Source organism: Arthrobacter sp. 179 (assembly GCF_052379645.1).
In the GTDB taxonomy this organism is placed as follows: domain Bacteria; phylum Actinomycetota; class Actinomycetes; order Actinomycetales; family Micrococcaceae; genus Arthrobacter_H.
The window spans coordinates 149,698-173,245 of the sequence record NZ_JBQSYU010000005.1 but is presented as its reverse complement, the minus strand read 5'-3'; the positions used below and the strand labels follow the sequence as shown (position 1 = coordinate 173,245).

27 protein-coding genes and 2 pseudogenes are annotated in these 23,548 nt (G+C 60.2%); 7 read left to right on the top strand and 22 right to left on the bottom strand.

The features are described from left to right. A pseudogene (locus tag ACT3UE_RS05350) lies at positions 1-207 on the top strand (hypothetical protein); the annotation flags it as partial. Between the two features lie 681 nt (positions 208-888). Here ACT3UE_RS05350 and ACT3UE_RS05345 read toward each other — a convergent pair. After that, a pseudogene (locus ACT3UE_RS05345) lies at positions 889-1,031 on the bottom strand (ATP-binding protein); the annotation flags it as partial. Between the two features lie 455 nt (positions 1,032-1,486). Here ACT3UE_RS05345 and ACT3UE_RS05340 point away from each other — a divergent pair. Continuing rightward, positions 1,487-1,741, top strand: a complete 255-nt coding sequence (locus tag ACT3UE_RS05340; protein ID WP_444566327.1) for a transposase — start codon at positions 1,487-1,489, stop codon at positions 1,739-1,741. Between the two features lie 16 nt (positions 1,742-1,757). Here the strand turns inward: ACT3UE_RS05340 and ACT3UE_RS05335 are convergent, their stop codons facing one another. The 3 genes from ACT3UE_RS05335 to ACT3UE_RS05325 are packed head-to-tail and all read right to left on the bottom strand — an operon-like array spanning position 1,758 to position 4,450. After that, positions 1,758-3,125 (bottom strand): glycosyltransferase family 4 protein, encoded by a 1,368-nt coding sequence (locus tag ACT3UE_RS05335; protein ID WP_444566326.1) that lies wholly within the window; start codon positions 3,123-3,125, stop codon positions 1,758-1,760. Then, positions 3,122-3,628 carry an adenylyltransferase/cytidyltransferase family protein gene (locus tag ACT3UE_RS05330; protein ID WP_444566325.1) on the bottom strand — a complete coding sequence of 169 codons (507 nt, stop codon included), beginning with the start codon at positions 3,626-3,628 and terminating at the stop codon, positions 3,122-3,124. The genes ACT3UE_RS05335 and ACT3UE_RS05330 overlap by 4 nt, the downstream gene beginning before the upstream one ends. Before the next feature lie 48 nt (positions 3,629-3,676). Then, positions 3,677-4,450 (bottom strand): hypothetical protein, encoded by a 774-nt coding sequence (locus ACT3UE_RS05325; protein ID WP_444566324.1) that lies wholly within the window; start codon positions 4,448-4,450, stop codon positions 3,677-3,679. Between the two features lie 618 nt (positions 4,451-5,068). Between ACT3UE_RS05325 and ACT3UE_RS05320 the strand changes: the two genes are divergently transcribed. The 5 genes from ACT3UE_RS05320 to mscL all read left to right on the top strand — a co-directional run bounded on the left by ACT3UE_RS05320 (position 5,069) and on the right by mscL (position 10,769). After that, complete coding sequence (locus tag ACT3UE_RS05320) at positions 5,069-5,770, top strand: CDP-alcohol phosphatidyltransferase family protein (RefSeq protein ID WP_444566323.1); 702 nt, start codon at positions 5,069-5,071, stop codon at positions 5,768-5,770. Next, positions 5,767-6,867 carry a glycosyltransferase gene (locus tag ACT3UE_RS05315; RefSeq protein ID WP_444566322.1) on the top strand — a complete coding sequence of 367 codons (1,101 nt, stop codon included), beginning with the start codon at positions 5,767-5,769 and terminating at the stop codon, positions 6,865-6,867. The genes ACT3UE_RS05320 and ACT3UE_RS05315 overlap by 4 nt, the downstream gene beginning before the upstream one ends. 711 nt (positions 6,868-7,578) lie before the next feature. Further along, positions 7,579-8,754, top strand: coding sequence for a hypothetical protein (locus tag ACT3UE_RS05310; RefSeq protein WP_444566321.1), 1,176 nt, complete (start codon positions 7,579-7,581; stop codon positions 8,752-8,754). Between the two features lie 55 nt (positions 8,755-8,809). Next, on the top strand, positions 8,810-10,306 hold the full coding sequence (locus ACT3UE_RS05305; protein WP_444566320.1) for a hypothetical protein: 1,497 nt from the start codon (positions 8,810-8,812) through the stop codon (positions 10,304-10,306). A gap of 73 nt (positions 10,307-10,379) precedes the next feature. After that, positions 10,380-10,769, top strand: coding sequence for a large conductance mechanosensitive channel protein MscL (gene mscL / locus ACT3UE_RS05300; protein ID WP_087000355.1), 390 nt, complete (start codon positions 10,380-10,382; stop codon positions 10,767-10,769). A 117-nt stretch (positions 10,770-10,886) separates the two neighbouring features. On the opposite strand, the gene glmM is transcribed toward mscL, so the two are convergent. From glmM to rplF, 18 genes are all read right to left on the bottom strand, one after another. After that, positions 10,887-12,233 (bottom strand): phosphoglucosamine mutase, encoded by a 1,347-nt coding sequence (gene glmM / locus ACT3UE_RS05295; protein WP_087000353.1) that lies wholly within the window; start codon positions 12,231-12,233, stop codon positions 10,887-10,889. 156 nt (positions 12,234-12,389) lie between these two features. Further along, complete coding sequence (rpsI, locus tag ACT3UE_RS05290; protein WP_444566319.1) at positions 12,390-12,893, bottom strand: 30S ribosomal protein S9; 504 nt, start codon at positions 12,891-12,893, stop codon at positions 12,390-12,392. Between the two features lie 41 nt (positions 12,894-12,934). Beyond that, positions 12,935-13,378, bottom strand: a complete 444-nt coding sequence (gene rplM / locus ACT3UE_RS05285) for a 50S ribosomal protein L13 (RefSeq protein ID WP_087000349.1) — start codon at positions 13,376-13,378, stop codon at positions 12,935-12,937. Between the two features lie 318 nt (positions 13,379-13,696). Next, positions 13,697-14,635: a tRNA pseudouridine synthase A gene (locus tag ACT3UE_RS05280; protein WP_444566318.1), complete on the bottom strand. Its 939-nt coding sequence runs from the start codon at positions 14,633-14,635 to the stop codon at positions 13,697-13,699. A 133-nt stretch (positions 14,636-14,768) separates the two neighbouring features. Further along, complete coding sequence (rplQ, locus tag ACT3UE_RS05275; RefSeq protein WP_444566317.1) at positions 14,769-15,284, bottom strand: 50S ribosomal protein L17; 516 nt, start codon at positions 15,282-15,284, stop codon at positions 14,769-14,771. An 82-nt stretch (positions 15,285-15,366) separates the two neighbouring features. Next, complete coding sequence (locus ACT3UE_RS05270) at positions 15,367-16,377, bottom strand: DNA-directed RNA polymerase subunit alpha (protein WP_444566316.1); 1,011 nt, start codon at positions 16,375-16,377, stop codon at positions 15,367-15,369. A gap of 171 nt (positions 16,378-16,548) precedes the next feature. Continuing rightward, positions 16,549-16,950, bottom strand: coding sequence for a 30S ribosomal protein S11 (gene rpsK, locus ACT3UE_RS05265; RefSeq protein WP_087000341.1), 402 nt, complete (start codon positions 16,948-16,950; stop codon positions 16,549-16,551). Between the two features lie 37 nt (positions 16,951-16,987). Then, a complete protein-coding gene (gene rpsM, locus ACT3UE_RS05260; protein ID WP_087000339.1) occupies positions 16,988-17,362 on the bottom strand; it encodes a 30S ribosomal protein S13 in 375 nt (124 codons plus the stop codon). A 157-nt stretch (positions 17,363-17,519) separates the two neighbouring features. Continuing rightward, a complete protein-coding gene (rpmJ, locus tag ACT3UE_RS05255) occupies positions 17,520-17,633 on the bottom strand; it encodes a 50S ribosomal protein L36 (RefSeq protein WP_087000337.1) in 114 nt (37 codons plus the stop codon). Positions 17,634-17,712: 79 nt separating this feature from the next. Then, a complete protein-coding gene (infA, locus tag ACT3UE_RS05250) occupies positions 17,713-17,934 on the bottom strand; it encodes a translation initiation factor IF-1 (protein ID WP_007271050.1) in 222 nt (73 codons plus the stop codon). Positions 17,935-18,173: 239 nt separating this feature from the next. Then, on the bottom strand, positions 18,174-19,004 hold the full coding sequence (gene map, locus ACT3UE_RS05245) for a type I methionyl aminopeptidase (RefSeq protein WP_087000335.1): 831 nt from the start codon (positions 19,002-19,004) through the stop codon (positions 18,174-18,176). A 125-nt stretch (positions 19,005-19,129) separates the two neighbouring features. Beyond that, positions 19,130-19,705: an adenylate kinase gene (locus ACT3UE_RS05240; RefSeq protein ID WP_444566315.1), complete on the bottom strand. Its 576-nt coding sequence runs from the start codon at positions 19,703-19,705 to the stop codon at positions 19,130-19,132. Continuing rightward, positions 19,702-21,006: a preprotein translocase subunit SecY gene (gene secY / locus ACT3UE_RS05235; protein ID WP_444561053.1), complete on the bottom strand. Its 1,305-nt coding sequence runs from the start codon at positions 21,004-21,006 to the stop codon at positions 19,702-19,704. Before secY ends, ACT3UE_RS05240 begins: the two co-directional genes overlap by 4 nt. Positions 21,007-21,253: 247 nt before the next feature. Then, positions 21,254-21,709, bottom strand: coding sequence for a 50S ribosomal protein L15 (gene rplO, locus ACT3UE_RS05230; RefSeq protein WP_444561054.1), 456 nt, complete (start codon positions 21,707-21,709; stop codon positions 21,254-21,256). A 2-nt stretch (positions 21,710-21,711) separates the two neighbouring features. After that, on the bottom strand, positions 21,712-21,918 hold the full coding sequence (gene rpmD, locus ACT3UE_RS05225; protein ID WP_096223375.1) for a 50S ribosomal protein L30: 207 nt from the start codon (positions 21,916-21,918) through the stop codon (positions 21,712-21,714). Positions 21,919-21,921: 3 nt separating this feature from the next. Beyond that, positions 21,922-22,632, bottom strand: a complete 711-nt coding sequence (gene rpsE, locus ACT3UE_RS05220) for a 30S ribosomal protein S5 (protein ID WP_444561055.1) — start codon at positions 22,630-22,632, stop codon at positions 21,922-21,924. Then, positions 22,629-23,000 (bottom strand): 50S ribosomal protein L18, encoded by a 372-nt coding sequence (gene rplR / locus ACT3UE_RS05215; RefSeq protein ID WP_444561056.1) that lies wholly within the window; start codon positions 22,998-23,000, stop codon positions 22,629-22,631. The genes rpsE and rplR overlap by 4 nt, the downstream gene beginning before the upstream one ends. 2 nt (positions 23,001-23,002) lie before the next feature. After that, positions 23,003-23,539, bottom strand: a complete 537-nt coding sequence (gene rplF / locus ACT3UE_RS05210) for a 50S ribosomal protein L6 (protein WP_444561057.1) — start codon at positions 23,537-23,539, stop codon at positions 23,003-23,005. Positions 23,540-23,548: the final 9 nt, after the last annotated feature.

Here is a 23,548-nt window from a genome sequence, read left to right as displayed (position 1 = left end):
AGCGCCGTTCGGGAGCAATACATGAATATCGTCGGCGTGGATACCCACGCCCGCACCAACACCTACGCCATTCTTGCGGCCGCCACCGGCCAAGTGATGGGTACCGCCACATTTCCCACAAGCCCTCAAGCGTGCCATCGCCTGGTTCAACCGGCGCAGCTAGTCGGGAAAGACTCTAGGGTTCATCGAGGGAGCCAATTCCTATGAATAGGGACTGCCCCGTGCCCTACGTGCCACAGCCTTGGATATCTATGAGGTGCGATCGTCACGCCGGACCTCACGAGCCGGCTGCGGCAAGTCCGATGACATTGACGCGTTGGCCGCTACTCGCACGGTGCTCGTGGAACAAGTAGCAGCCCTGCCGGGCCTCCGTGCTGAAGGCAAACGGTGGCCCTTAGAGTCCTTCTCAACTCCCGCGCCACCATGGAACGTCTAGGAACCTCAGACCGGCTAATCCTCAGCGCGCTGCTCCGCACCATGGACCTGCGCATAGACGATCGACGGGAGCTCAGCTACGACCAAATCACGGAGTTCAGCCGCTTCTAGATGCACAGGAGCGACGACTTGCAGGCTCAGATCGGACGCGAAGAGGCCAAGCGACTGGCCACCGCCATCAATCAATTCGCGTCCAGGTTGCGCGCAATGAGGAGCAACTGCGGGTGATCGGCATCCTCATGGCTGCTGCCCTCAAGGACCTATCCGGGCCTGGCCCGATAACCTCAGCACAAGTGCTCGTCTCGTACTTGCACCATGGTGGTGTCTGATTGGAAGCTGTCTGAATATTTGAGGCTTCGAGCCTCACCCGATCGTGCCACTCAGCACCATCGATCGTGTTATAGAGCACCGGCAGCGGTCTGGCATAGCGCTGCCGAAACCCTCCGCTTCGGACTAGGCGCCGCCCAGCGCCATACGTTCCCGCAAGTTGTGGTTGCCCGTCTCGACCCAGACCATGTTGTGGATGACCCGGTCCATGTTTGCGTCTGCATGGACGCCGGAGCCGATCTGTTATGCCGGTCCTTCTGCTGATACTGGGCGGACATAGCGTCGACAACTCCTGATGCGGCAGCTTCAATGTCGCGCCGGCTAGGGCAGACTCGGTGTGAATCCGAAGCCAGTCCGGCTGCGCAAAGACAGTTTCCCGGACACCGCGGCCGGGAAACGGTGCTGAATACACCTCGTGCTCCGACACCTGCGCAGAATCGTCCCAGCCGAGATTGCGGCGGTCCGCAAGATCGAGGACCCGCTGGAAGTTGTGCCCGGATATCTCCGGGGCGGGCCCGATCGCTCTTCGCGACAAACTTCGATCTTCCATACCACTACCGGTACTTCCTTCACATGTGGCCGTAGCGTGGTGGAAGTAGCCCCATGAGATTGTGCTCATCCAAGCCGAAAGCGGTGTTCAACCACACCAATCGCGACGCCGCGACATGCTGCACGCCCGGACTACGAGTGGAGCCCAAAGAGGCGAATATTCACTGCCTTCGCCGTGCTGGCCGAGGTGCCCCCAAGCCAGGCGTCCTCAGGCAACAAGACCAGACAGCGACTCAACCTCCACGGCGACCTACATCTGAACCGTGCCCTGCATACGATCGCTCGGACACGGATGATGTTCGATGCCGCCACCATGGAATACGTCGAGCGGCGCACCGCCGAAGGGAAAAGCAATACAAACATCCACCGCTGCTTCAAGCAACTCTTCGCCCGTCAGCTATTCAGAAAACTTGGAACCCTCTTGACTTGAACCATAGAAGAGTCTTCTAGTTCCGCTTCACTTTCACTCCCAACAATCTCGAGAGGTGAGAATTTTTCTTCCCCGGAGATCGGCCTGAACGCAGGCCAGGAAAACTCGAAAGGACTTTCCTCAGCCTAAGGCGCGACCTACGACGGCCAGACTCCGCCAAGGCCAGAAGGCTCTTTTCGAATTTCGCGGCCCCCGCCTCCATGCCCAGCACATCGTGCCGAAAGGCCAGTCCTTTTCGTCCCAAAATCTCGCGTCTTTCCGCGTTTCCCCCTAGCTCCACTACCGCAGTAAGCAACGCTTCGGGCTTCGCCGTATCCACGCGCAACCCTGCCTGCGAAGCTTCTATCTCGAAGGCTGTTGCACTACCGGAGTCCGTCACAGCTACGACAGGTAGACCTGAGTTGAAATATGACGTCAGCTTGCTCGGTACGGACATACCGGAAACTCCGGGCCGTTCGTTGACGAGCAAGATGTCAGCCGCAGCTAGCAATGCCTGAAAGTCGCCATCCGAGACTGGATCGATGAACTCGAGCCGGGAAATGCCCCTGCCTTCTTCTTGCAGCCTGGCCCGTTGATTGCCATCGCCTAAAAGTACGAATCGGACGTACGCTTCCCTGGAGTCGGCGAGCCGAGCAGATTCCAAAACATTTTCAAGTCCTTGTTTGACTCCCAAGTTGCCCGCATGAAGAACTATAATGTCGTCCTCGTTCCAGCCTCGCCCATGACGCGTCGCCATGCGATCCACCCGACGTTCAGGTCCCAAATGAGTCCAGTTCCGGATGATTTCCACGTTCTTCTGTGGAATCCCCAGCGCTCCTTCCGCGTGGCGGCGAAAGACTTCATGGATCACCACTACTTTTCCGGGCAAACGGAGGGCGAAACGCTCTAGTTTCACCATCATGGCAACAGCCGGACCGGAGACGGTCCCGGTCTCGGCGGTCCCGAGACTGTACAGGTCCTGGATCCAGATGCCTGCACGTGTCCCGGTAGCGCGGGCCCTGAGCAGTCCACAGAGCGAGGAAATAAGTGCCGGGCTCACGAACAGCACTACGTCGGGGCGTCTCCAGTCAGCCGTCACGACTTGCAAGCCGAACACTAGCTCCATGAGTGCGCGTCGAATGTTGGTCGGGTTTTTTGGCACCGGATGTCGCAGGCGTTTGACCGTCACTCCGTCCACGGTTTCGCTCCCTCTCAACCCGCCATAGTCTTCAAATACTCGCCACTGCGGATAGTGTGGATATCCGGTGACGGCTGTCACCTGGTGCCCTCGCCGGACGAGTTCCGTTGCCAATGACGTCGTATAGGGCGCGTTCCCGGAAGTTTCAGGAGCAAAGTTCAGGCAGACTAATGTGATACGCAGCGACTGCCCGTCGGAGTCCTTCACGACCAGACCGCCGGGATGTCGGCGCCGGCTACGACGGCGTACTTACTCGAGTTTCCATGACCCGAGCCTTCGCTTACGACGGCGGGCTGTTCCGCCTGCAAATTACCCCTCGAGAGGGTGTTAGATGTGTGGACTCTATAGCGACAATAGACAACTTGAACAGTTACTTCTGTAAAGACCCGTTTTAGCACAACGCCCTTCCGTGTTCCCTGCCATTCACCGCCTCTAGCCAAAACGTCAAAGCTCATTTTTCGCCCTGCATCCATCTCGTCCGGGAGTACCTCAGCCACTGCGCGGTCGCCGCATCGGGAGCTTTCAACGATCTCAAGTTCCTCGGCTAGTGCAGCTGACCGACGATTTCTCTTGCTGAGTTCGCACTTCTCGTCCGAGACCACACCAGCTATCAAATAATCAATGCGGCTGCGGGTTTTCTGGAGGATGTTTAGGTGACGTATGTGGAAGATGCCGACTGCTCCAGGGGCGTAACTATACTTTGTGATCAAATCGAACTCCTTAGATAATTGTTTACGAGCAGAAGATCGCTCATAGCTTCAGTTCTTTTCGCGTCGCACCCCAACTTGGAGCGTGCACGGTAATGGTGCCTTTCGAGGATCCGTTGGGCAGAAGAGCGCTGAGGCAATTTGCTTGTTGCTTAGTCGCCAGACGATGAGGTCCACAATCACCAGTTCGCGCACAACGAGGTCGATAAACGAGCTCATCTGCGAGTAGACGACGATGCCCAGCGACGGGAATTTGCGGATCAGAGCGATGATCTTTGCCAGCTTTCGCGTCTTGGTTCCCAAGGCTGCTGAAGGCATTCTGGCAACGTTCCATTTTCTGGGATCTGTCTGCATTCTGCCTTGCCCCAGAGCCCAAGCACCGAGACGGTTTAGGACCTTGCCAATGTGCGGCCAGTCGCATGTTAGCGCCGTGAGGCTCCTGGCACTATCTTCGTCCATCGGACATGCGGGTTTACCCAAGTTGGAAATCACGGGTCCCCCCATGAGTCCTTCGCAGAGTTCATCAGCAGCCCGGCTCACAATTTGTCCGACGTCCGCTTGGTACAGATGGCCATTTGCGCAAAGACTCAAAAGGCCACCGTAGAGAGCAGAAGTGTTACCGCACTGCAAAAACAAGCGCGCTTTGCCGCTGGTGACAAGGCAACCAAGCACTCTGGCCTCTTCCCGGTCGAGTCGTTGCGTTTTGGCTCGTTGCACGTTGGACAGATCGCCTACGCGAATCTCGTTCAGAGGTATCCTCACTTTGTGAAGAATCCTGTCGATTTCTCCCCGCCACTGCGAATGCACTTCGCCTAACAAGGGCACCAGGACGCTACACGGACCGTCCGGCAAATAAAGCGAACCTCGCAAGCACGGCGAGTCAGTCGCGGCCAGGCCGCGTTGTGTAAGGATGTATCTGCTTCCTACGCAGGGAACAAACAATAAGATGATGAGTCCGATGGACAGCACATGGGGCTCATCGAAAAACCCTTCCCGTCGCAGAGCATCGGCCTGGACACTGTCCGCAATCGCACCTTGACACTCTGTCGTCGGACTTCTCCACCGCAAATTGGTGACAATCGCCCCCAAACCGACCCCCTCAACTAGTGCGACCATCCGCTGCATCGATCGGCCCGGAGCCAACCGGATGGTATGAGGAAGAAAATATCGAGTGCAGGTACTCTGCACACGAGTAACCAGCACTGGTTCGCCACTTGGATTTGGGCAGTGGCGGTCCACAGGACACCACACCTGCCATCAGGACTTCTTCGGAAGCTCAGCCTCCGATTTGGCTTGATTGCAAGCAAATCGGGACCCTCGGGATAGTTCAGTCGGTAGTCGAGAAAAAACGAGTGTTTTATTCGTCATGATTCCGGGCCATACTTCTGGGAGGTGTACTTCGACGAAGTGGAAGGAACCAAGCGAACTTCTGGGGGATGAGACGTGAACGTTTACCAAACGGCCTTAGGGACACTTGCCGCGAAGCAAAAGTCTCCACGCGGCGTTTCCTTTTACTCACTGTGGGTAAACCGCCCGGCCGGCCGACGCCTAGCCGCGATGGCTTATGTGCTGGGAATGTCGCCCAACCAAGTCAGTCTGTCCAGCGGTGCCGTGACGGCAGGTGGAATCATCATCGTGGCGACGGCGGCACCGACTTGGATTGCTGGGTTGGCAGCATGGTTCATGCTGACGTTGGGTTTCATGCTTGACGCTGCAGACGGTCAATTAGCACGACTTCAGGGGTGCAGTTCACCCGCCGGAGAGTGGTTGGATCATGTCCTTGACGCCGGGAAGATGGTCGCCGTTCATACAGCAGTGCTGATCAGCTGGGCTCGTTTCTTCGATCTATCGCTGCCCATGCTGCTTGTACCGCTCGTGTTTCAATTCGCAGCGGTAGTTACTTTCACCGGTGGGACGCTGGCAGGCCTCCTCAAAAGACCGGAGGCACAGGGACGCCCGCTTCGCCAACACTCTAAAACTCGCTCTTTCTTGCTACTCTCGGTCGACTACGGGATCTTCTGTACTGTTTTCTTGGCTTTCGGGTCTCCTTCCGCCTTCGTTTTCATCTACACCGTCTTGGCCGTCATTCGTCTAGCTTGGACGGTTGCTTTTTCCTTCAAGTGGTTTAAGGAGCTCGCCCAATGAAAATCTGCCAGCTAGTTGCCTACGTGAGCAAGGATGGTGCCTACGGGGGGCCGACGGCTGTTGCTTTTGCCCAGTGTCACGCCCTCTCACAGAATCACGACGTGACGCTCGCAGCTGGCGTAGATCACGCAAGAACCTCTCATAGACGCGCACCCTACAAGACACAGTTCAAGCGGGCGTACAGACCGCTACGCTCGTTCGGTAGCTTGATTAGTCCAGCTCTGCTCTACTGGTTCGCGCGCAACGCGAGGACGTTTGATATCGTACATATACATTTGGCGCGTGACTTCCTAGTCATGCCGGCTGCTGTGCTCTGTCGACTGATGCGTGTTCCGTATGTCGTCCAGACACACGGAATGATCAAGCCGGCACGTGGTGTGGCCGAGCGTTTATACGATATGGCTTTGACGCGGACCGCACTTATGGGAGCCGCTCGGCTTTTTTTTCTCACGAGTGTAGAGTCAGCAAATCTCACAGCGCTGCGGGGCCCAGACCGACTGCAGGAGTTGCACAATGCGGTACTTGTCCCCGCGCATGTGGCACCGCGCCGTACTCCCCCAACACCCTTCACCGTGCTCGTCTGCTCTCGCCTACACAAGCGCAAAAGGCCCGAGTTGTTTATTGCGGCAGCCCATGAACTCGAACGACGCTACCCCGGACGCTATCAATTTCGGCTCGTCGGGCCCGATGGCGGTCAGCTCCGAAGTATCCTGGACGCTTCAGCGGCTTTCCCCGATGGTAATTTCTCCTACGAAGGGGCCGTAGCACCTTCCGACGTCTCCGCGGTGCTTGCGAAATCCGATGTTCTAGTACTTCCCAGTATCAACGAGCCTTTTCCGATGATAGTCCTCGAAGCATTATCCAATGGTGTTCCTGCCGTCATCGACGAAACGTGCGGCTTGGCACCCTTGGTCAATGGCCGTCCGGGTGTTCGCGTGGTCAACAGCAACGCGTCCTCATTGGCAGATGCCGTTGATTCGGTGCTTTCAAACTACGCTGAGGAATCTACTGGCGCACGCCAAGTAGCTTCGAAGACCTTTTCGCTTGAGTCGCTGGGCCTCCAACTACAGACCGTATACCAGGATTCGGCGGCATGAGCTCCGCCCCCCGAAATCCGCAACCTACCCATCCGCGAGTACGGGTCATCAAACTTCGCGACGTTCCTAGTTCGGGTATCGGCACTGGTGCCACACGCGCGAAAGAGGCTGTCTGGCGCCTCGTTGAATACGTTTTGGTGACCAACAGTCTGCAACCAAGTTCGCGCCTAAGAGTGATGGCTCTTCGTGCTTTCGGAGCCAGCATCGGTTCGGGCGTCATCATACGGCCGAGAACACGAGTCCGCTTTCCATGGAACCTTTCAGTGGGAGACGACTGCTGGGTCGGGGAAGGCGTGTGGATCAGCAATCGCGAAAAAATCACTGTGGAATCCGACGTAGTTATATCGCAAGACGTCTTCATCACCACAGGATCGCACGCAGCTTCGACGGATATGCGAGTCACGGCGGCATCCATACTTATCGAAAGCGGCTCCTGGATCACGTCACGCTGCGTTATTCTGGGTGGCGTTCGAATGGGGCGTTCCGCTCTGATCACTCCGGGAACCGTAGTATCTGGAACTATTCCAGCCGGCGTTGTATTCGGGCAAAGGAAGCCGGAAGTGCTTCGAGATCGATTTCCAAATGAAAGTTCGTAGGCACCTCGGGGGTAGGGCTGGAAGTCCTACTGGAGACGGAGTAACGCAGACTCGCGGCGCGGTAGGTACCGACGACGTACCGAAGGTCCGAGCCCCCTTCCGCCTGAGTAAATTCATGCGTTTGGGCGACCAAGGTCTGTCGAGCGCTTCAAGTATCCTTGTTGTGCTGGTGATTGCCCGCGTCTATCCCGCTGCTGATTTCGGGCATTTTGCGATCGCGTATTCAGTGCTGGCTATGTCGCTAGCTTTGTGTCGCGCGTATCTGGGCACCCAGATATCCATGACCGTATCCGCAGGAGATGCTCGTGCGCTCGGAGCAAACTTCATGGGCGCAATGCTGATACTCGGACTACCTCTCGCTGGCAGCGTCTTCTTGGCTTCTCTAGTTCTGACTGGTGGTGGTACAGGTATTCTCGTCACCGTCTCGCTGGCTGCACCCATGACATGCTTACAGGATTTAGTGCGTTTCGTTTCCATCGCTTCTAACCAACCCGTCGCGGCGCTTGTGTCCGACTTTACCTGGTTCACCATGATGACGGTGGTCTTCTTTCTTCCACTCCAGCCGGGACCGACACTGCTCATCCTGTGGATTGGCACTGTCATCCTTTCTTTCACCGTTGGATTGGCCGTCGCACGGCTAAGGCCAGTTTTCAAGGGGAGCCTTCGCCGGCTAATGCGCTGGGACTCGATATCAGCCTCAATGGCGTGGGGAGCAGGACTGGCCCAAGGCTCACAGGTAGTCGTGACCACGGCCGCTGCCGTGATCGTCGGCCCGCAGGCCGCCGCCGCTCTGCGTGGAGCAAGCACTCTCATTGGGCCCTTGAACGTCATTTTCGCTTACGTCAACATTGCCGTGACCCCGGTTGTCCTGCGCCGCCCCCGAAATTCCCATTTTAGTTCAGCGCGGCGCGTTACCGTCACGATTACGTTGACCGCACTCGGCTGGGGACTCGTCTTGGCGTTCTTGCCCAACGGGTTGGGAGAAGCAGCACTTGGTGCTTCGTGGTCCATCACCAAGTCCATAATCCTGCTCACGGCTTCACAGTACGTCTTTTTGGCGATTGCTTCCGGGCCCACCTTGATACTCAAAATACGGCGCAAAGCGAAGATCCTAGCGTGGCAAAAACTTATTGTTGCCGCCGCTGGTGTCACCCTAAGCATCCTCGGATGCGTGCTCCTGGAGAGCGTCGCCGGAGCCGCTTTGGGGCTGGCAATATCCGGGTTCGTGAGCGCAGTACTCAGCTGGTCATCGTTGCTCCGAATATTGAGGGATCCGAATGCGCAGACATAGGAGTTGCCAAAAGGACTGGCCCGCCACTTCCAATTCCTTGCCCCCGCCTCATCCAATGGGCATTCACAAACGGCTGAGCAAACTGATATGGCTTGCCGAAGCAGCGATCCTGCTAGCCGCGGTGCTCCCTACACTCGTGATCCTGAACGTGCCAGACAATGGACGAAGTTCCGCATGGATGCTAACCATAGCGATCATGGCGTGGTCGGGTTTGAAGCTAAGCCTTATCATAGCCAGCGGCAAACCCCGCGTTTTCGAGTTCATGTTCTTCTTGTTCGTCTACATCTTCATGGGCCTCGCCCCGACGGTTCAAATCAGGTCCGCGTCCATCGCATCGACGACAAAGGATATGCCCGCAAATATCGACTGGCCCACCGCGTTGATCGTCGCGCTGGCCTTGGGGGTCTATGAACTTGGAAGACTGGCGCCCGCTCGACGCATCGATGCTCCCACGGCGAGGTCTCAGCGAGCCATCAACTCACGAGCTCTTTGGGTGTTATTCTTCATCGGGCTCGCAGCGATGCTCTACTATGTACAGTCGGTCGGCCTAGACGTTTTGCTACAGGACCGGCATTCCCGACAGGCAGCCCGCGACAGTAGCTTCGACGATGGCTCACTAGCTGCCATCGTCGCAGCCATGGCTTGGATCCCTCTGATGGCCTCCAGCGGAGGCTTCATGCTCGTGCGCCGGCGCTTACGACAGCAAGGTGAACCGACAGGACCGTACGGCTACGTTGCTTTGCTCGCAGCAGTGGGCGTCTTGCTGGTCGTCAATCCGATTAGTGGTGCTCGCTATACCTCGGGAACTGTCTTGTTCGCTCTCCTGTGCTCCACCGGGATACTCACCAGTAGATGGCTTCGGCCGTTTTTGGCCTTAATTCTGGCGGCTTTCCTTTTCCTGTTCCCTATTGCCGATGCCTTTCGACGTGCCAGCGTCGATGCCAGCCGCTCGGGGTTTTTCGCAGAGTACGCCGGAAACGGCGACTACGATGCTTTCTGGCAAATATCAAATTCGCTGCTCTTCATTGAGCAACAAGGAATCACTTGGGGCAATCAAGCGTTGGGCGTTCTACTGTTTTGGATACCTCGAAACATATGGCCCCAAAAGCCAACTGGAACAGGAGTATTGCTAGCCCAGTATCGCGGCTATGCATTCGAAAATCTCTCAGCCCCGCTGTGGGCCGAGGCACTTGTTAATGGTGGTGTGGTGCTGATGATTTTAACCTTCGTCGGACTCGGAGTTCTCCTTGTTCGGCTCGACGGAAGACTACCACGCTCTCTGGCGAGCAACAGCGTGCTGGCCCTCGCTGGCATGATCCTACCGGCCTACATGATCATCTTGCTACGTGGTTCTCTGCTACAGGCAACCGGCTCACTCGTGGTCATGCTGGCTTCACTAGTCGCCACGACGATCGGTGGTGCTCGGGATTCATCACCACCTGAGTCGGAGATAGCCGACATTGCGATCGAGTCCAGTGCACCGCTTCGGCGACATCGACGGGCACGCCAGCGCACCCCCAAGGAACGAAGGATGCGACTGCGCAAAATCTGACCAAAAGGTCATCAATAAAAACATCGGATCTAAATCCCCACGCCCCCGGGCAGACATCTGTATAGTTGTTCGCATGTTACAGGGATTCAAGGAATTCATCATGAAGGGCAACGTCGTTGACCTTGCCGTCGCCGTCGTCATTGGTGGCGCCTTCGCCACTGTGATCGATGCGTTAGTCAACAGCGTTCTGATGCCGTTGATCTCGGTGCTCGTCGGCACCCCGAACTTCGATAACTTCCTGGCCGTCGGCCCGGAGCACGCGATCAAGATCGGCGTCCTGCTCACCGCAGTCGTCAACTTCTTGCTCGTCGCTGCGGCAATCTACTTCGTCGTGGTCATGCCCATGAACAAGATGATTGAACGCCGCAACGCCCGTCTGGGCATTCTTCCCGAAGAGGAGGAAATCGATCCACAAGTCCTCCTGCTCACCGAAATCCGCGACTCCCTCCAGCCGCGTACTTAGTCTTCTTTGAAGGACCGGCTGCTACCTGCAACCGGATAAACCCAGCGGGCCCCGTCTCACGACGGGGCCCGCTTGATTTTCATGGCTAGGCTCTGTTCGACCTGCCGGCCTCTGTGGTCAGAGCGCCAATTCGTTCTTGACGACACCGGCCAACCGGCTGGCCACATCGTCGGCGACGAGGTGGTCGGTCGCCTCGACCATCACCCGGACGACCGGCTCGGTACCGGAGGGACGCAGCAATACCCGTCCGGCACCGCCTAATTCGTTTTCCGCGCCCTGGACGGCCAATGAGACCGCTGCGTTGGAGTGCGCGGCGTGCTTGTCCACGCCCTTCACGTTGATCAGCACCTGTGGAAGGACCTCCATGACGGCCGCCAATTCCTTCAGGGTCTTCCCCGTGGCTGCCACGCGCGCGGCGATTTGCAAACCGGTCAGGACGCCATCACCGGTGGTGGCGAAGTCGGAGAAGATCACGTGCCCTGACTGTTCACCACCGAGGGTGAACCCGCCGTCGCGCATGCCCTCCAGAACGTAGCGGTCCCCCACCCCTGTTTCGGCGATGGTGATACCCGCGGCTTCCATGGCCATCTTCAAACCCAGGTTACTCATGACCGTGGCCACGAGCGTGTCATCCTTGAGCTTGCCGGCTTCCTTGAACGCCACGGCCATGATGGCCATGATCTGGTCCCCGTCCACGACGCTGCCTTCGTTGTCAACGGCCAGGCACCGGTCGGCGTCCCCGTCGTGGGCAATACCCAGGTCGGCCCCCTCGGACAGGACCTTCGCCTGAAGCATCTCCAAATGGGTCGAGCCGCAACCGTCGTTGATGTTGTTTCCATCGGGATTCGCCCCGATCACCACCACCTCTGCCCCAGCGGCGGCGAAGGCATCCGGTGAGCAACCGCTAGCCGCGCCATGGGCACAATCCAAGACGATCTTCAGCCCTTCAAGACGGTGCGGCATGGTCTTGAGCAGATGGACCACATAGCGGTCCTCCGCATCCGCGAAGCGTTGAATCCGGCCCACGTCCGCGCCGAGCGGCCGGGGGGACTCCCGATCCAGCTCGGCTTCGATGGCATCTTCTTGAGCGTCGGAGAGCTTCTGGCCTCCGCGGGCCAGGAATTTGATGCCATTATCGGGTGCCGGGTTATGGGAAGCGGAGATCACAACACCGAAGTCCGCTTCGATATCGGCGATGAGGTAGGCGGCCGCCGGGGTCGGCAGGACGCCGGCATCGAAGACGTCGACCCCCACGGAGGCGAAACCAGCTTCGATGGCTGCGGAAATGAAATCACCACTGATTCGAGGGTCACGTGCGATCACGGCCACCGGGCGGGTTCCCTCGGCAACAGTTCGCAGACCAAGCACCACTGCTGCTGCCTGCGCCAAGTTCATGGCGAGTGCCGGGGTGATCAGTTCGTTTGCTTTTCCACGCACACCATCGGTGCCAAATAATCTAGCCATCCCGCCCATCTTATCGCCCGGAAACGATAAAAATGTGGCGGCTGGCAACGATCCAGCCACACTTTCGCCCTCGCACGGCCCCATTAAGCGGCCGAGGGCCCCACGGCATATGCCGTGGGGCCCTCGGTGGGAACCCTGCGGTTCCAGGGAAGCAGATTAACGCTTCGAGTACTGCGAGGCCTTGCGTGCCTTCTTGAGGCCAGCCTTCTTGCGCTCGATGACGCGGGCGTCACGAGTCAGGAAGCCGGCCTTCTTCAGGGCCGGACGGTTGTTCTCGCGGTCCATCTCGTTCAATGAGCGAGCAACACCCAGGCGCAGTGCGCCGGACTGGCCGGAAGGCCCGCCACCGTGGATGTTGGCGATCACATCATACGCACCGTCGAGCTCCAGGAGCTTGAACGGATCGTTGACTTCCTGCTGGTGCAGCTTATTCGGGAAGTACTCCTCCAGCGTGCGACCGTTGACGGTCCACTGGCCGGTGCCCGGGGACAACCGAACGCGGGCGATAGCCTGCTTGCGACGGCCAACGGCGGAGCCACCGACAGTCAGTGCCGGACGTTCCTTGACGACGGTCTCTTCGGCCGCCGGGGACGACTCGGAGGTGTAGGCGGACGGAGCCGCACCCTCGGTTTCATTCAGCTCTTCAGTGTTCTGAGCCACGATTCTCCTTGAAAACTAGTCTCTTGTTTCGGGGCCCAGCGCTACTGCGCGACCTGGGTGATTTCGAAGGTCTTGGGCTGCTGGGCAGCATGCGGGTGCTCGGCTCCGCGGTAGACCTTGAGCTTGCCCAGCTGCTGAGCAGCCAGGGAGTTCTTGGGAAGCATGCCCCTGATGGCCTTCTCAACTGCCTGAACCGGGTTCTTTTCCAACAGTTCGGCGTAGCTGACGGACCTCAGACCACCCGGGAAACCGGAGTGGCGGTAGGCGCGCTTCTTTTCGAGCTTGGCGCCGGTGAGGGCAACCTTCTCGGCGTTGATGATGACGACGAAGTCACCCATGTCCATATGAGCTGCATAGGTGGCCTTGTGCTTGCCGCGCAGCAGGGTTGCGGTCTGGCTGGCGAGTCGGCCCAGCACGATGTCAGTGGCGTCGATGACGTGCCACTGGCGATCTGCGTCGCCGGGCTTCGGAGTGTACGTACGCACGTTTATTGCCTTCGTTTCCTTGGATACTGGTCAAGCGTTCCACCTGCGGCAGCTGTGAGATCCACCAGCAGGGAAGAGCACTGTGTTATCGATGCGCTGTACCAGTTCTTCAGGTGAGGTCTGAATCTAACCGGCCATCCATCAGCTGCCTGCAGTCTCCACAGACCAGGGCCCTGCAACTGGGCCGTCACGCGGAAAAAGTTGTGTCAGGCATAGGACATGCACAACAGCAGCCTACTTTACCGTATGCGCGGCCCGGCACCAAAAGCCGCGATACCGGGCCTTTACTGCTCCCCCTGTTCTGGGCCCCAGGGCGCCTCAGGATCGTTGCAGGTCTTCGGGACGACGCCGCGCGCGGGTGGTTTCGGCACGCAGGCCCAGCTGGTCGTCTTCCGGGTAGGCCACCTGTTCCAACACCAGCGGATGCGGTGCAGCCATGCGGGTCCGATGGTCTCGGATCGGCTCCGCGATCCGACGTTCCACCCATCCCGGAGCTTCCTCCCCATCGCCGACCCGCAGGACCGCGCCGATGAGGGTGCGCACCATGTTGTGGCAGAACGCGTCGGCTTGGAGGCTGGCCACTAATGTGCCGTCCTCGGCCCGGGTAAAGGTAAATGCTTCCAAGGTCCGAATGGTGGTGGCGAAGTTCTTGGGCCGGCAATAGGACAGGAAATCATGTCGGCCGAGGGCAACCTGTGCCTCGGTGTTCAGGAGGCCCGGGTCCAGCTCCCGCGGATGCCATAACGTCATGGACCGGGTGAGTGGGTCCCACCGATGCTGCCCGTCGGCGATGCGGTAGCTGTATCGGCGCCACAGTGCGGAGAATCGGGCGTCGAACCCCACCGCCGCCGCCCGGGCCTCGTGGACGAACACCTCTCCCCCGATACGTGAGGTCACCCCACGGAGCCGCCGCAGCAACGCCTCGTCCTCGCTCAGGTTCTTTCCCCGGGGCAGGGCCCGGTATTCGGCCTCGGTGAGATCAAAATGGGCGACTTGTCCTCTGGCATGGACTCCCGCATCGGTTCGACCCGCGACCGTGGTGCGTACCGGCCGCCGGAAGAGCAGCCCCAGGGCCTCCTCAAGGCTTCCCTGCACCGTGCGCCGCCCTGGCTGGGTGGCCCAGCCGGAGAATCCGGAGCCGTCATAGGCCAGTCTCAGGAGGATGCGTACCGTAGCCGGTTCGCTCGTGTTGGCCCCGTCCGCGGTTGAACCGGCGCCGGGCGCACGGCCGCCGGGGCCGTCGAAGGGGAAGTCCATGCCTCGAGTCTAGAAGCGAGGTACCCGGTGACACCATTCCCCGGGGTCCACCACCAACGACGAAGGGGCCGGGACCATCCATCTGGATGGTCCCGGCCCCTTCATGGCTCGGAGTCGGCCCTAGGGCCGGCCCTTACTTCTCGTCGGCTGTCTCGGTGGCTTCCGCCGGAGCCTCGGTCTCAGCGACCTCCGGCTCGGCAACCTCGGGCTCGGCAACCGGAGCGGACGTCTCGGCAGCCTTGGTGGCTTCCTTGACGACGGCCTGCTTCGGGGACACGGGCTCGAGCACCAGTTCGATGACAGCCATCGGGGCGTTGTCGCCCTTGCGGTTGCCGATCTTGGTGATGCGGGTGTAGCCACCTTCACGCTCGGCCATGGCCGGGGCGATGTTGGTGAACAGCTCGTGCACCACGGACTTGTTGGTCCGGTTGCGCGAGGCAATAGCCGCCTGGACGCGACGACGCGAGGACAGGTCTCCGCGCTTCGCGAAGGTGATCAGGCGCTCGGCGTAGGGACGCAGGCGCTTGGCCTTCGTCACCGTCGTCGTGACCGACTTGTGCTCGAAGAGCTGGGTCGACAGGTTCGCCAGCATGAGGCGCTCGTGGGCTGCTCCGCCTCCGAGGCGCTTTCCCTTGGTTGGGGTAGGCATTGTTTTTTTCTCCTAGATGGAGCCCGCCGCCCCGCGCAACGGCGCGGGCCTTGGGGCAAAGTACATTACTTTGAAGGGGGCCTTAGGCCTCTTCGTCACCGAATTCGGCGTCGTCCTCATCACTGGCGGCAGCACGCGCGGCCAGATCAAACCCTGGAGGTGAATCCTTCAGGGACAGACCCAGCTCGATCAGCTTGGCCTTGACCTCGTCGATGGACTTGGCACCGAAGTTCCGGATGTCCATGAGGTCGGCCTCGGAGCGAGCAACCAGCTCGCCTACCGTGTGGATGCCCTCGCGCTTAAGGCAGTTGTACGACCGGACGGTCAGCTCGAGATCTTCGATCGGCAGTGCCATGTCGGCGGCGAGTGCGGCGTCCGTCGGGGACGGGCCGATCTCGATGCCTTCGGCGGCCGAGTTCAGCTCGCGGGCCAGTCCGAACAGTTCAACCAGGGTCGTGCCTGCCGAAGCGACGGCGTCGCGGGGCAGGATGGAGTCCTTGGTCTCGACGTCGACAATGAGCTTGTCGAAGTCGGTGCGCTGCTCGACACGAGTGGCCTCCACACGGAAGGTCACCTTCAGAACGGGTGAGTAGATGGAGTCGACCGGAATACGGCCGATCTCGGCATCAAGGCTCTTGTTCTGCGCCGCTGAGACGTACCCGCGGCCACGCTCGATCGTGAGTTCCATATCGAACTTGCCCTTCGCGTTCAACGTCGCGATGTGCAGATCCGGGTTGTGGAACTCGACGCCGGCCGGCGGGGTGATATCCGCGGCCGTGACGACGCCGGGGCCCTGCTTGCGCAGGTAGGCGACGACTGGCTCGTCATGCTCTGAGGACACAGCAAGGTTCTTGATGTTCAGGATCAGTTCGGTGACGTCTTCCTTCACACCCTGAACGGTGGTGAACTCGTGCAGCACGCCGTCGATGCGAACACTGGTGACAGCTGCACCAGGGATCGAGGACAGCAGCGTACGGCGCAGCGAGTTGCCCAGGGTGTAGCCGAAACCCGGCTCCAAGGGCTCAATCGTGAACCGTGAACGGTTCGGGGCAACTACTTCTTCGGTAAGGGTGGGGCGCTGTGCAATAAGCACTTACATTTCCTTTCAGCGAGCATCCGCTATATGACGCAACACATGTGGGTGGAAACGACGTCTGCCGTCAGGCGTCCGTCTAGATCGGGCGAATGATCCGCAGTTGGCGCGCGCCGCCGTCGTCCCCGGAATACGGAGACGACGGCGGCACAGGCCTATAACTGGGTCAAACTAGACGCGGCGGCGCTTCGACGGGCGGCAACCGTTATGGGCGCTCGGGGAAACATCCTGGATGGATCCCACTTCGAGGCCGGTGGCCTGCAGTGAGCGGATGGCGGTTTCGCGACCCGAACCCGGTCCCTTAACGAACACGTCGACCTTCTTCATGCCGTGTTCCTGGGCACGCTTGGCGGCCGACTCGGCTGCCATCTGCGCGGCGTACGGGGTCGACTTGCGTGAACCCTTGAATCCGACCTCGCCGGCCGAGGCCCACGAGATGACGGCACCGGTCGGGTCCGTGATGGACACGATGGTGTTGTTGAAGGTGCTCTTGATGTGCGCCTGACCAAGCGCGATGTTCTTCTTGTCCTTGCGACGCGGCTTGCGGACCGCTCCACGAGTCTTTGGGGGCATTGCTAACTCCTACGAAGTATTTGGCTGGGACCGCTGTTTAGCGGGTCTTCTTCTTACCGGCGACGGTGCGCTTCGGGCCCTTGCGGGTGCGAGCGTTGGTCTTGGTGCGCTGTCCGCGGACCGGCAGGCCCTTGCGGTGGCGAATGCCCTCGTAGGAGCCGATCTCTACCTTGCGGCGGATGTCGGCCGAAACTTCGCGGCGGAGATCGCCCTCGACCTTGAAGTTGCCCTCAACGTAGTCGCGCAGCTGCAACAGCTGGTCGTCACTGAGGTCCTTCACACGAGTTTCCGGGGTGATCCCGGTCTCGGCAATAGTTTGTTCTGCACGGGTTCTACCCACGCCGTAGATGTATGTCAGCGCAATGACAACACGCTTTTCGCGCGGGATGTCTACGCCTGCAAGACGAGCCATATTGGTGTCTTCCTTACATGATTTTCGGAGGTCTGGAGGCAGCACATCCCGTTTCCAGGTCCCCGGCCTCCGTGCCCGGGGGTATGCGTCCCGCGTAATGGACGCCGTACTGCCGATATTCGATTACTACGCGCAGGTTGAGATTCCCGAAGGAGACTTAGCCCTGACGCTGCTTGTGGCGTGGATTTGCGCAGATCACCATGACCCGCCCATTACGGCGAATCACCTTGCACTGCTCGCAGATCGGCTTCACGCTAGGGTGAACCTTCACGGTATTTCCTTTGCGGTTGCGGTTTCAGTGGAACGATAACGACCTTCGCTCCCCCGGAAGACCGGGAGGACGGAAGTCCCTACTTGTAGCGGTAGACGATGCGTCCGCGATTGAGGTCGTACGGGCTGAGTTCCACCACTACGCGATCCTCAGGAAGGATTCGAATGTAGTGCTGACGCATCTTTCCCGAGATAGTGGCAAGTACCACGTGTCCATTCGGCAGCTCAACGCGGAACATCGCGTTGGGCAGTGCTTCTGACACGGCGCCTTCTACCTCGATGACACCCTCTTTCTTGGCCATATCCTCCGCTAACGTTTGTGCCGGTCGCTGACGCTTCCGACGTGTATGTTCGTGGCTGACGAGCGCCCGTGCCCGACAGCAGCATAAGACCGCGTGTTTTTTGGGCACAAACGTAGAGACAACCAACAAATAATCCTACGCTCTGGAACCCAATATGCGAAATCCCCGGTTTGATCACTGCGCACCTGCCGGAAGAGTGGTAATGCTCCTCGACGGGGACCTTTCTTCTGCCGCGGCACCTAGTCCTGGAGCGGTGCCGGGGTGATCCCGAACGGTGCCAGGCCGGCCGCACCGCCGTCGTGCGCTGACAGTACCCAGATCCCTCCGAGGTGTACCGCCACCGAATGTTCCCACTGCGAGGCTCTCGACCCGTCGGTGGTCACGACCGTCCAGTCATCATCCAACGTGCGGGTTTCGATGCCCCCGCGGACCAACATCGGCTCAATGGCCAGGCACATGCCCGGCTTTACCCGTGCGCCGCGGTCCCCGGACCGGTAGTTGAGCACGTCCGGGGCCTGGTGCATCTCCGTGCCAATGCCGTGGCCGACATAATCCTCCAGAATCCCCAACGGCTCACCTTCGACGGAACTGACGTAGTCGTCGATGGCTTCTCCGATGGCGCCAACGAATCGTGCGTTGGCCAGGGCGGCGATTCCCCGCCACATGGCTTGCTCGGTGACATCGGAGAGCCGCTGGTCGGCGGGGTCAGGAGTACCCACCAAAATGGTCCGCGCGGAGTCTGAATGCCAGCCATCGATGATGGCCCCACCATCAATTTTCAGAACGTCCCCATCGGCGAGTACGTAGTCGGAGGGGAACCCGTGAACGACCTGATCGTTCACCGAAGCGCAGATCGTGGCAGGGAACCCATAGTAGCCCTTGAAGTTCGAGGTGGCCCCGTGACGTTCCAGCACCCCTTCGAAGAGCGCATCGAGTTCTGCCGTCGTGGTCCCGATACGTGCGGCGTCAACCACGGTGTCCAACGCTTCGGCCAGCACCAGTCCGGCTTCTCTCATTTTGCGGATCTGTGCGTTGGACTTGTACTCGATCTTGGGCTGGCCGAATGCCATGCGGTGTTCCTTTGTTTCGTTGTTCATCTGCGGGGTGCTTCTCGGTAAACACCCCTGAAATGCCGCGACGGCCGCCCCACGCGAGAGAGATCACGTGGAGCGGCCGTCGGTTCAGGCGGGTGACGTTAGGACGCGTCGCCTTCGAGGGCGCTCATCACACGGTTGGTGACCTCGTCGATGTCGCCCAGCCCGTCGACGTGGCGGACGATACCCCGTTCGAGGTAACGGTCGACCACGACCTGGGTCTGCTTCTCGTAGACGTCCAGGCGGTGGCGGATCACGTCCTCGGAGTCATCCGCCCGGCCTTCGACCTCGGCCCGCTTGAGCAGCCGGGCCACGAGCTCCTCGGAATCGGCGGTCAGCTGGAGCACGACATCGAGCGCGGTGTTGTTTTCCTGCAGGATCGCGTCGAGCTCGTCCACCTGGGCCGCGGTGCGCGGGTAGCCATCCAGGAGGAAGCCCTCGGCGACATCATCCTGCTGGAGCCGGTCGCGCACCATGCGGTTGGTGACCGAATCGGGGACGTAGTCGCCGGCATCCATGTACTGCTTGGCTTCGAGACCCAGGGGGGTCCCGCCCTTGACGTTGGCACGGAAGATGTCGCCCGTGGAGATCGCGACGATCCCCAACTGCTCCGTGATCCGTGCTGCCTGCGTTCCTTTGCCCGAACCTGGCGGGCCAATGATCAAGAGTCTGGTCATCGCAGTAGTCCTTCGTAGTGTCGCTGTTGCATCTGGGCGTTGATTTGCTTAACCGTTTCCAGTCCCACACCAACCATGATGAGGACCGAGACGCCACCGAACGGGAAGTTCTGATCGGCCTTGATCAGGACGAAGGCAATCAGTGGGGTCAAGGCGATCAGGCCAAGATAGATGGCTCCGGGGAAGGTGATGCGGCTGAGCACGTAGGACAGGTAGTCCGCCGTGGGCTTGCCGGCGCGGATCCCCGGAATGAATCCACCGTACTTCTTCATGTTGTCGGAGACCTCGATCGGGTTGAACGTGATCGCGACATAGAAGTAGGTGAAGAATATGGTCAGAAGCAGGTAGACCAGCATGTACAGCGGGCTGCTGCCGCTGAAGTTGGCTTGGATCCAGGCCGCCCAGCCCGGCAGTGAACCGTCGGGGTTCATGTTGAACTGGATGAGCATCTGCGGCAGTGCCAACATTGACGAGGAGAAGATCACCGGGATCACGCCGGCCATGTTGACCTTGATCGGAATGTACGTCGAGCTGCCACCGACGGTGCGTCGACCGACCATGCGTTTGGCGTACTGCACCGGAACACGGCGCTGGGACAACTCGACGAAGACCACCAGGGCCACGACGCAGAGCCCGATGATGATGACGCCGGTGAAGACGCCCCAGCCCTGGGTGGCGGCGATGGAGCCCATCGAGGAGGGGAAGCCCGAGGCGATCGACACGAAGATCAGGATGGACATGCCGTTGCCGACGCCCTTTTCGGTCACCAGTTCGCCGAGCCACATGATCATGCCCGTACCGGCGGTCAGCACGATGACCATGAGCAGGATGTGCACGATGCTCTGATCGGGGACGATCGGCAGCTGACACCCCTGGAAGAGGTTCCCGCTGCGGGCCAGTGACACCAGTGTCGTCGCCTGCAACAGCCCCAGGGCGATCGTGAGGTAACGGGTGTACTGGGTCAGCGTCGCCTGGCCGGCAGCACCTTCCTTATGGAGGTCCTCGAAGCGGGGAATGACCACCCGCAGCAGCTGCACGATGATGGAGGCCGTGATGTAGGGCATGATCCCGAGGGCGAAGATCGACACCTGCAACAGGGCGCCGCCACTGAAGAGGTTCACGAACTGGTAGAGCCCCCCGGACGTATCGCCCATTTCAAGGCATTGTTGGACGTTGCCGTAGTCGACCCCTGGCGCGGGAATGTAGACGCCGAGACGGTAGATGGCAATGATGCTGAGCGTGAACAGCAACTTACGTCGCAGGTCAGGCGTCCGGAAGACCCGGGCAATGGCGCTGAGCAAGCGTCCTCCTGAAAGGTGTGGTTTCGGCCTGATGCCGTAATGGACTTCTGAGAGTCTACCGGTTGTCGGGACTGTTCGAAGCAGTGGGACTGCCGGTTCCACCGTGAGGTGGCCCCGGAACTAGGTGCCCGGCAGGTGGTGGGGTTCTCCCATCATTCCGTGGGGCGGGATGCGAAAGGTCCCCAGCGCGCCGGGACCTGCCCGGGCGTTGGGGACCTTTCAGCTGTGCCGTGCTTGCATCGGGACCTTAGAGCGAGGCCACCGAGCCGCCGGCGGCAGCGATCTTATCCGCGGCTGATGCCGAGAAGGCATCGGCCTTGACGTTCACCTTCACGGTGATGTCGCCCGAGCCCAGGACCTTGACGGGCTGGTTCTTGCGCACCGCGCCCTTCTCGACCAGGTTCTCGACGGTGACGTCGCCGCCTTCGGGGAACAGCTCCGAGATCTTGTCCAGGTTCACGACCTGGTACTCGACCCGGAACGGGTTCTTGAAGCCGCGCAGCTTCGGCAGGCGCATGTGCAGCGGAAGCTGCCCGCCTGCGAAGCCTGCCTTGACCTGGTAGCGGGCCTTGGTGCCCTTCATGCCACGGCCTGCGGTCTTGCCCTTGGACGCCTCACCGCGACCCACACGGGTCTTGGTGGTCTTGGCGCCTTCGGCCGGACGCAGGTGGTGTACCTTCAGTGACTTTTCGTTACTGGCCATGATTACTTCGCCTCCTCAACCTTCACGAGGTGCTGAACCTTGTTGACCATGCCTACGGTCACGGCATCCGCGTCGCGGACCACGGTGTGGTGCATACGCTTCAGTCCGAGTGACCGCAAGGTGTCACGCTGGTTCTGCTTGCCGCCGATGACGGACTTGGTCTGGGTGATTACCAGCTTCGCGTTGCTCGCGACAATGTTCTTCGCCACAGCTTACGCACCTGCCTTCTGGTTGAGCGTGCGCAGCATCTGGGCCGGCACGACTTCGTCCATCGGCAGTCCACGACGCGCAGCAACTGCGGCCGGCTCCTCCAGGGCCTTCAACGCCGCGACGGTGCCGCGGACGATGTTGATCTGGTTGGCGGAGCCCATGGACTTCGACAGAACATCATGGATACCAGCGCACTCGAGCACGGCACGCACCGGACCACCGGCGATAACACCGGTACCCGGAGCAGCCGGACGCAGGAGCACGACGCCGGCGGCGGCTTCACCCAGCACCAGGTGCGGGATGGTGGTGCCGACGCGGGGAACGCGGAAGAAGGACTTCTTGGCTTCTTCAACGCCCTTGGCGATGGCCGCGGGAACTTCCTTGGCCTTGCCGTATCCGACGCCGACCATGCCGTTGCCGTCGCCCACCACAACGAGTGCGGTGAAGCTGAAGCGGCGGCCGCCCTTGACGACCTTGGACACGCGGTTGATAGCTACCACGCGCTCAAGGAACTTGTCCTTGTCATCGTTGCGGCTGTCCCGGGAATCGCGGCCTCGGCCACGTCCCTCGCCACGGCCACGGCCTTCGCCACGACCGCCCTTTTCGCCGCTCTTTTCGTTGCGACGTCCGGCGGAGGTGTTCTCCGTCGTGGTCGCAGCTGCCTCAGTGGTTTCCGACACCTGAGTTTCCTTCTCGTTAGTAGCTTCGCTCACAGTGCCAGCCCACCTTCCCGCGCGCCGTCCGCTACCGCGGCCACACGGCCGTGGTACCTATTGCCTCCGCGGTCAAAGACCACGGTATCGATGCCTGCGGCCTTGGCACGCTCGGCGATCAGTTCACCAACGCGCTTGGCCTTGGCGGTCTTGTCACCGTCGAAGGAGCGCAGATCCGCTTCCATCGTCGACCCGGATGCCATCGTGATGCCCTGGGTGTCATCGACGACCTGGACGAATACGTGGCGGGCCGAACGGTTGACCACCAGACGCGGGCGCAGGCCCGATCCGGAGACGCGCTTGCGCACGCGCAGGTGGCGACGGCTGCGCGCTGCAGCCTTGCTCTTACCCTTGATTGAAAGAGCCATGTTTACTTACCAGCCTTTCCGACCTTGCGGCGGATAACTTCGCCTTCATAGCGGATGCCCTTGCCCTTATAGGGATCCGGCCGACGGAGCTTGCGGATGTTGGCTGCAACTTCGCCAACCTGCTGCTTGTTGATACCGGAGACAATCACCTTGTTGTTGCCCTCGACGGCGAGCGTGATGCCCTCCGGAGCTTCAACGGGGACCGGGTGGGAGAAACCCAGAGCGAACTCCAGGTTGTCGCCCTTGGCCAGCACGCGGTAACCGGTGCCGTGGATTTCCAGCTTCTTGGAGTAGCCGTCGGTGACCCCGGTGATCAGGTTGGAGATCATCGTGCGGGTCAAGCCGTGCAACGAACGCGATTCGCGCTCGTCGTCCGGACGGGACACCGTGAGGACGTTGTCCTCGAGGGCGACCGTGATCGGGGAGACAACGGTGAAGTTGAGCTCTCCCTTGGTGCCCTTGACGGAGATCTCGGAACCGTTGACCTTCAGGTCGACGCCGGCAGGGATAGTGATTGGAAGTCGTCCAATACGTGACATGGTGCTTCT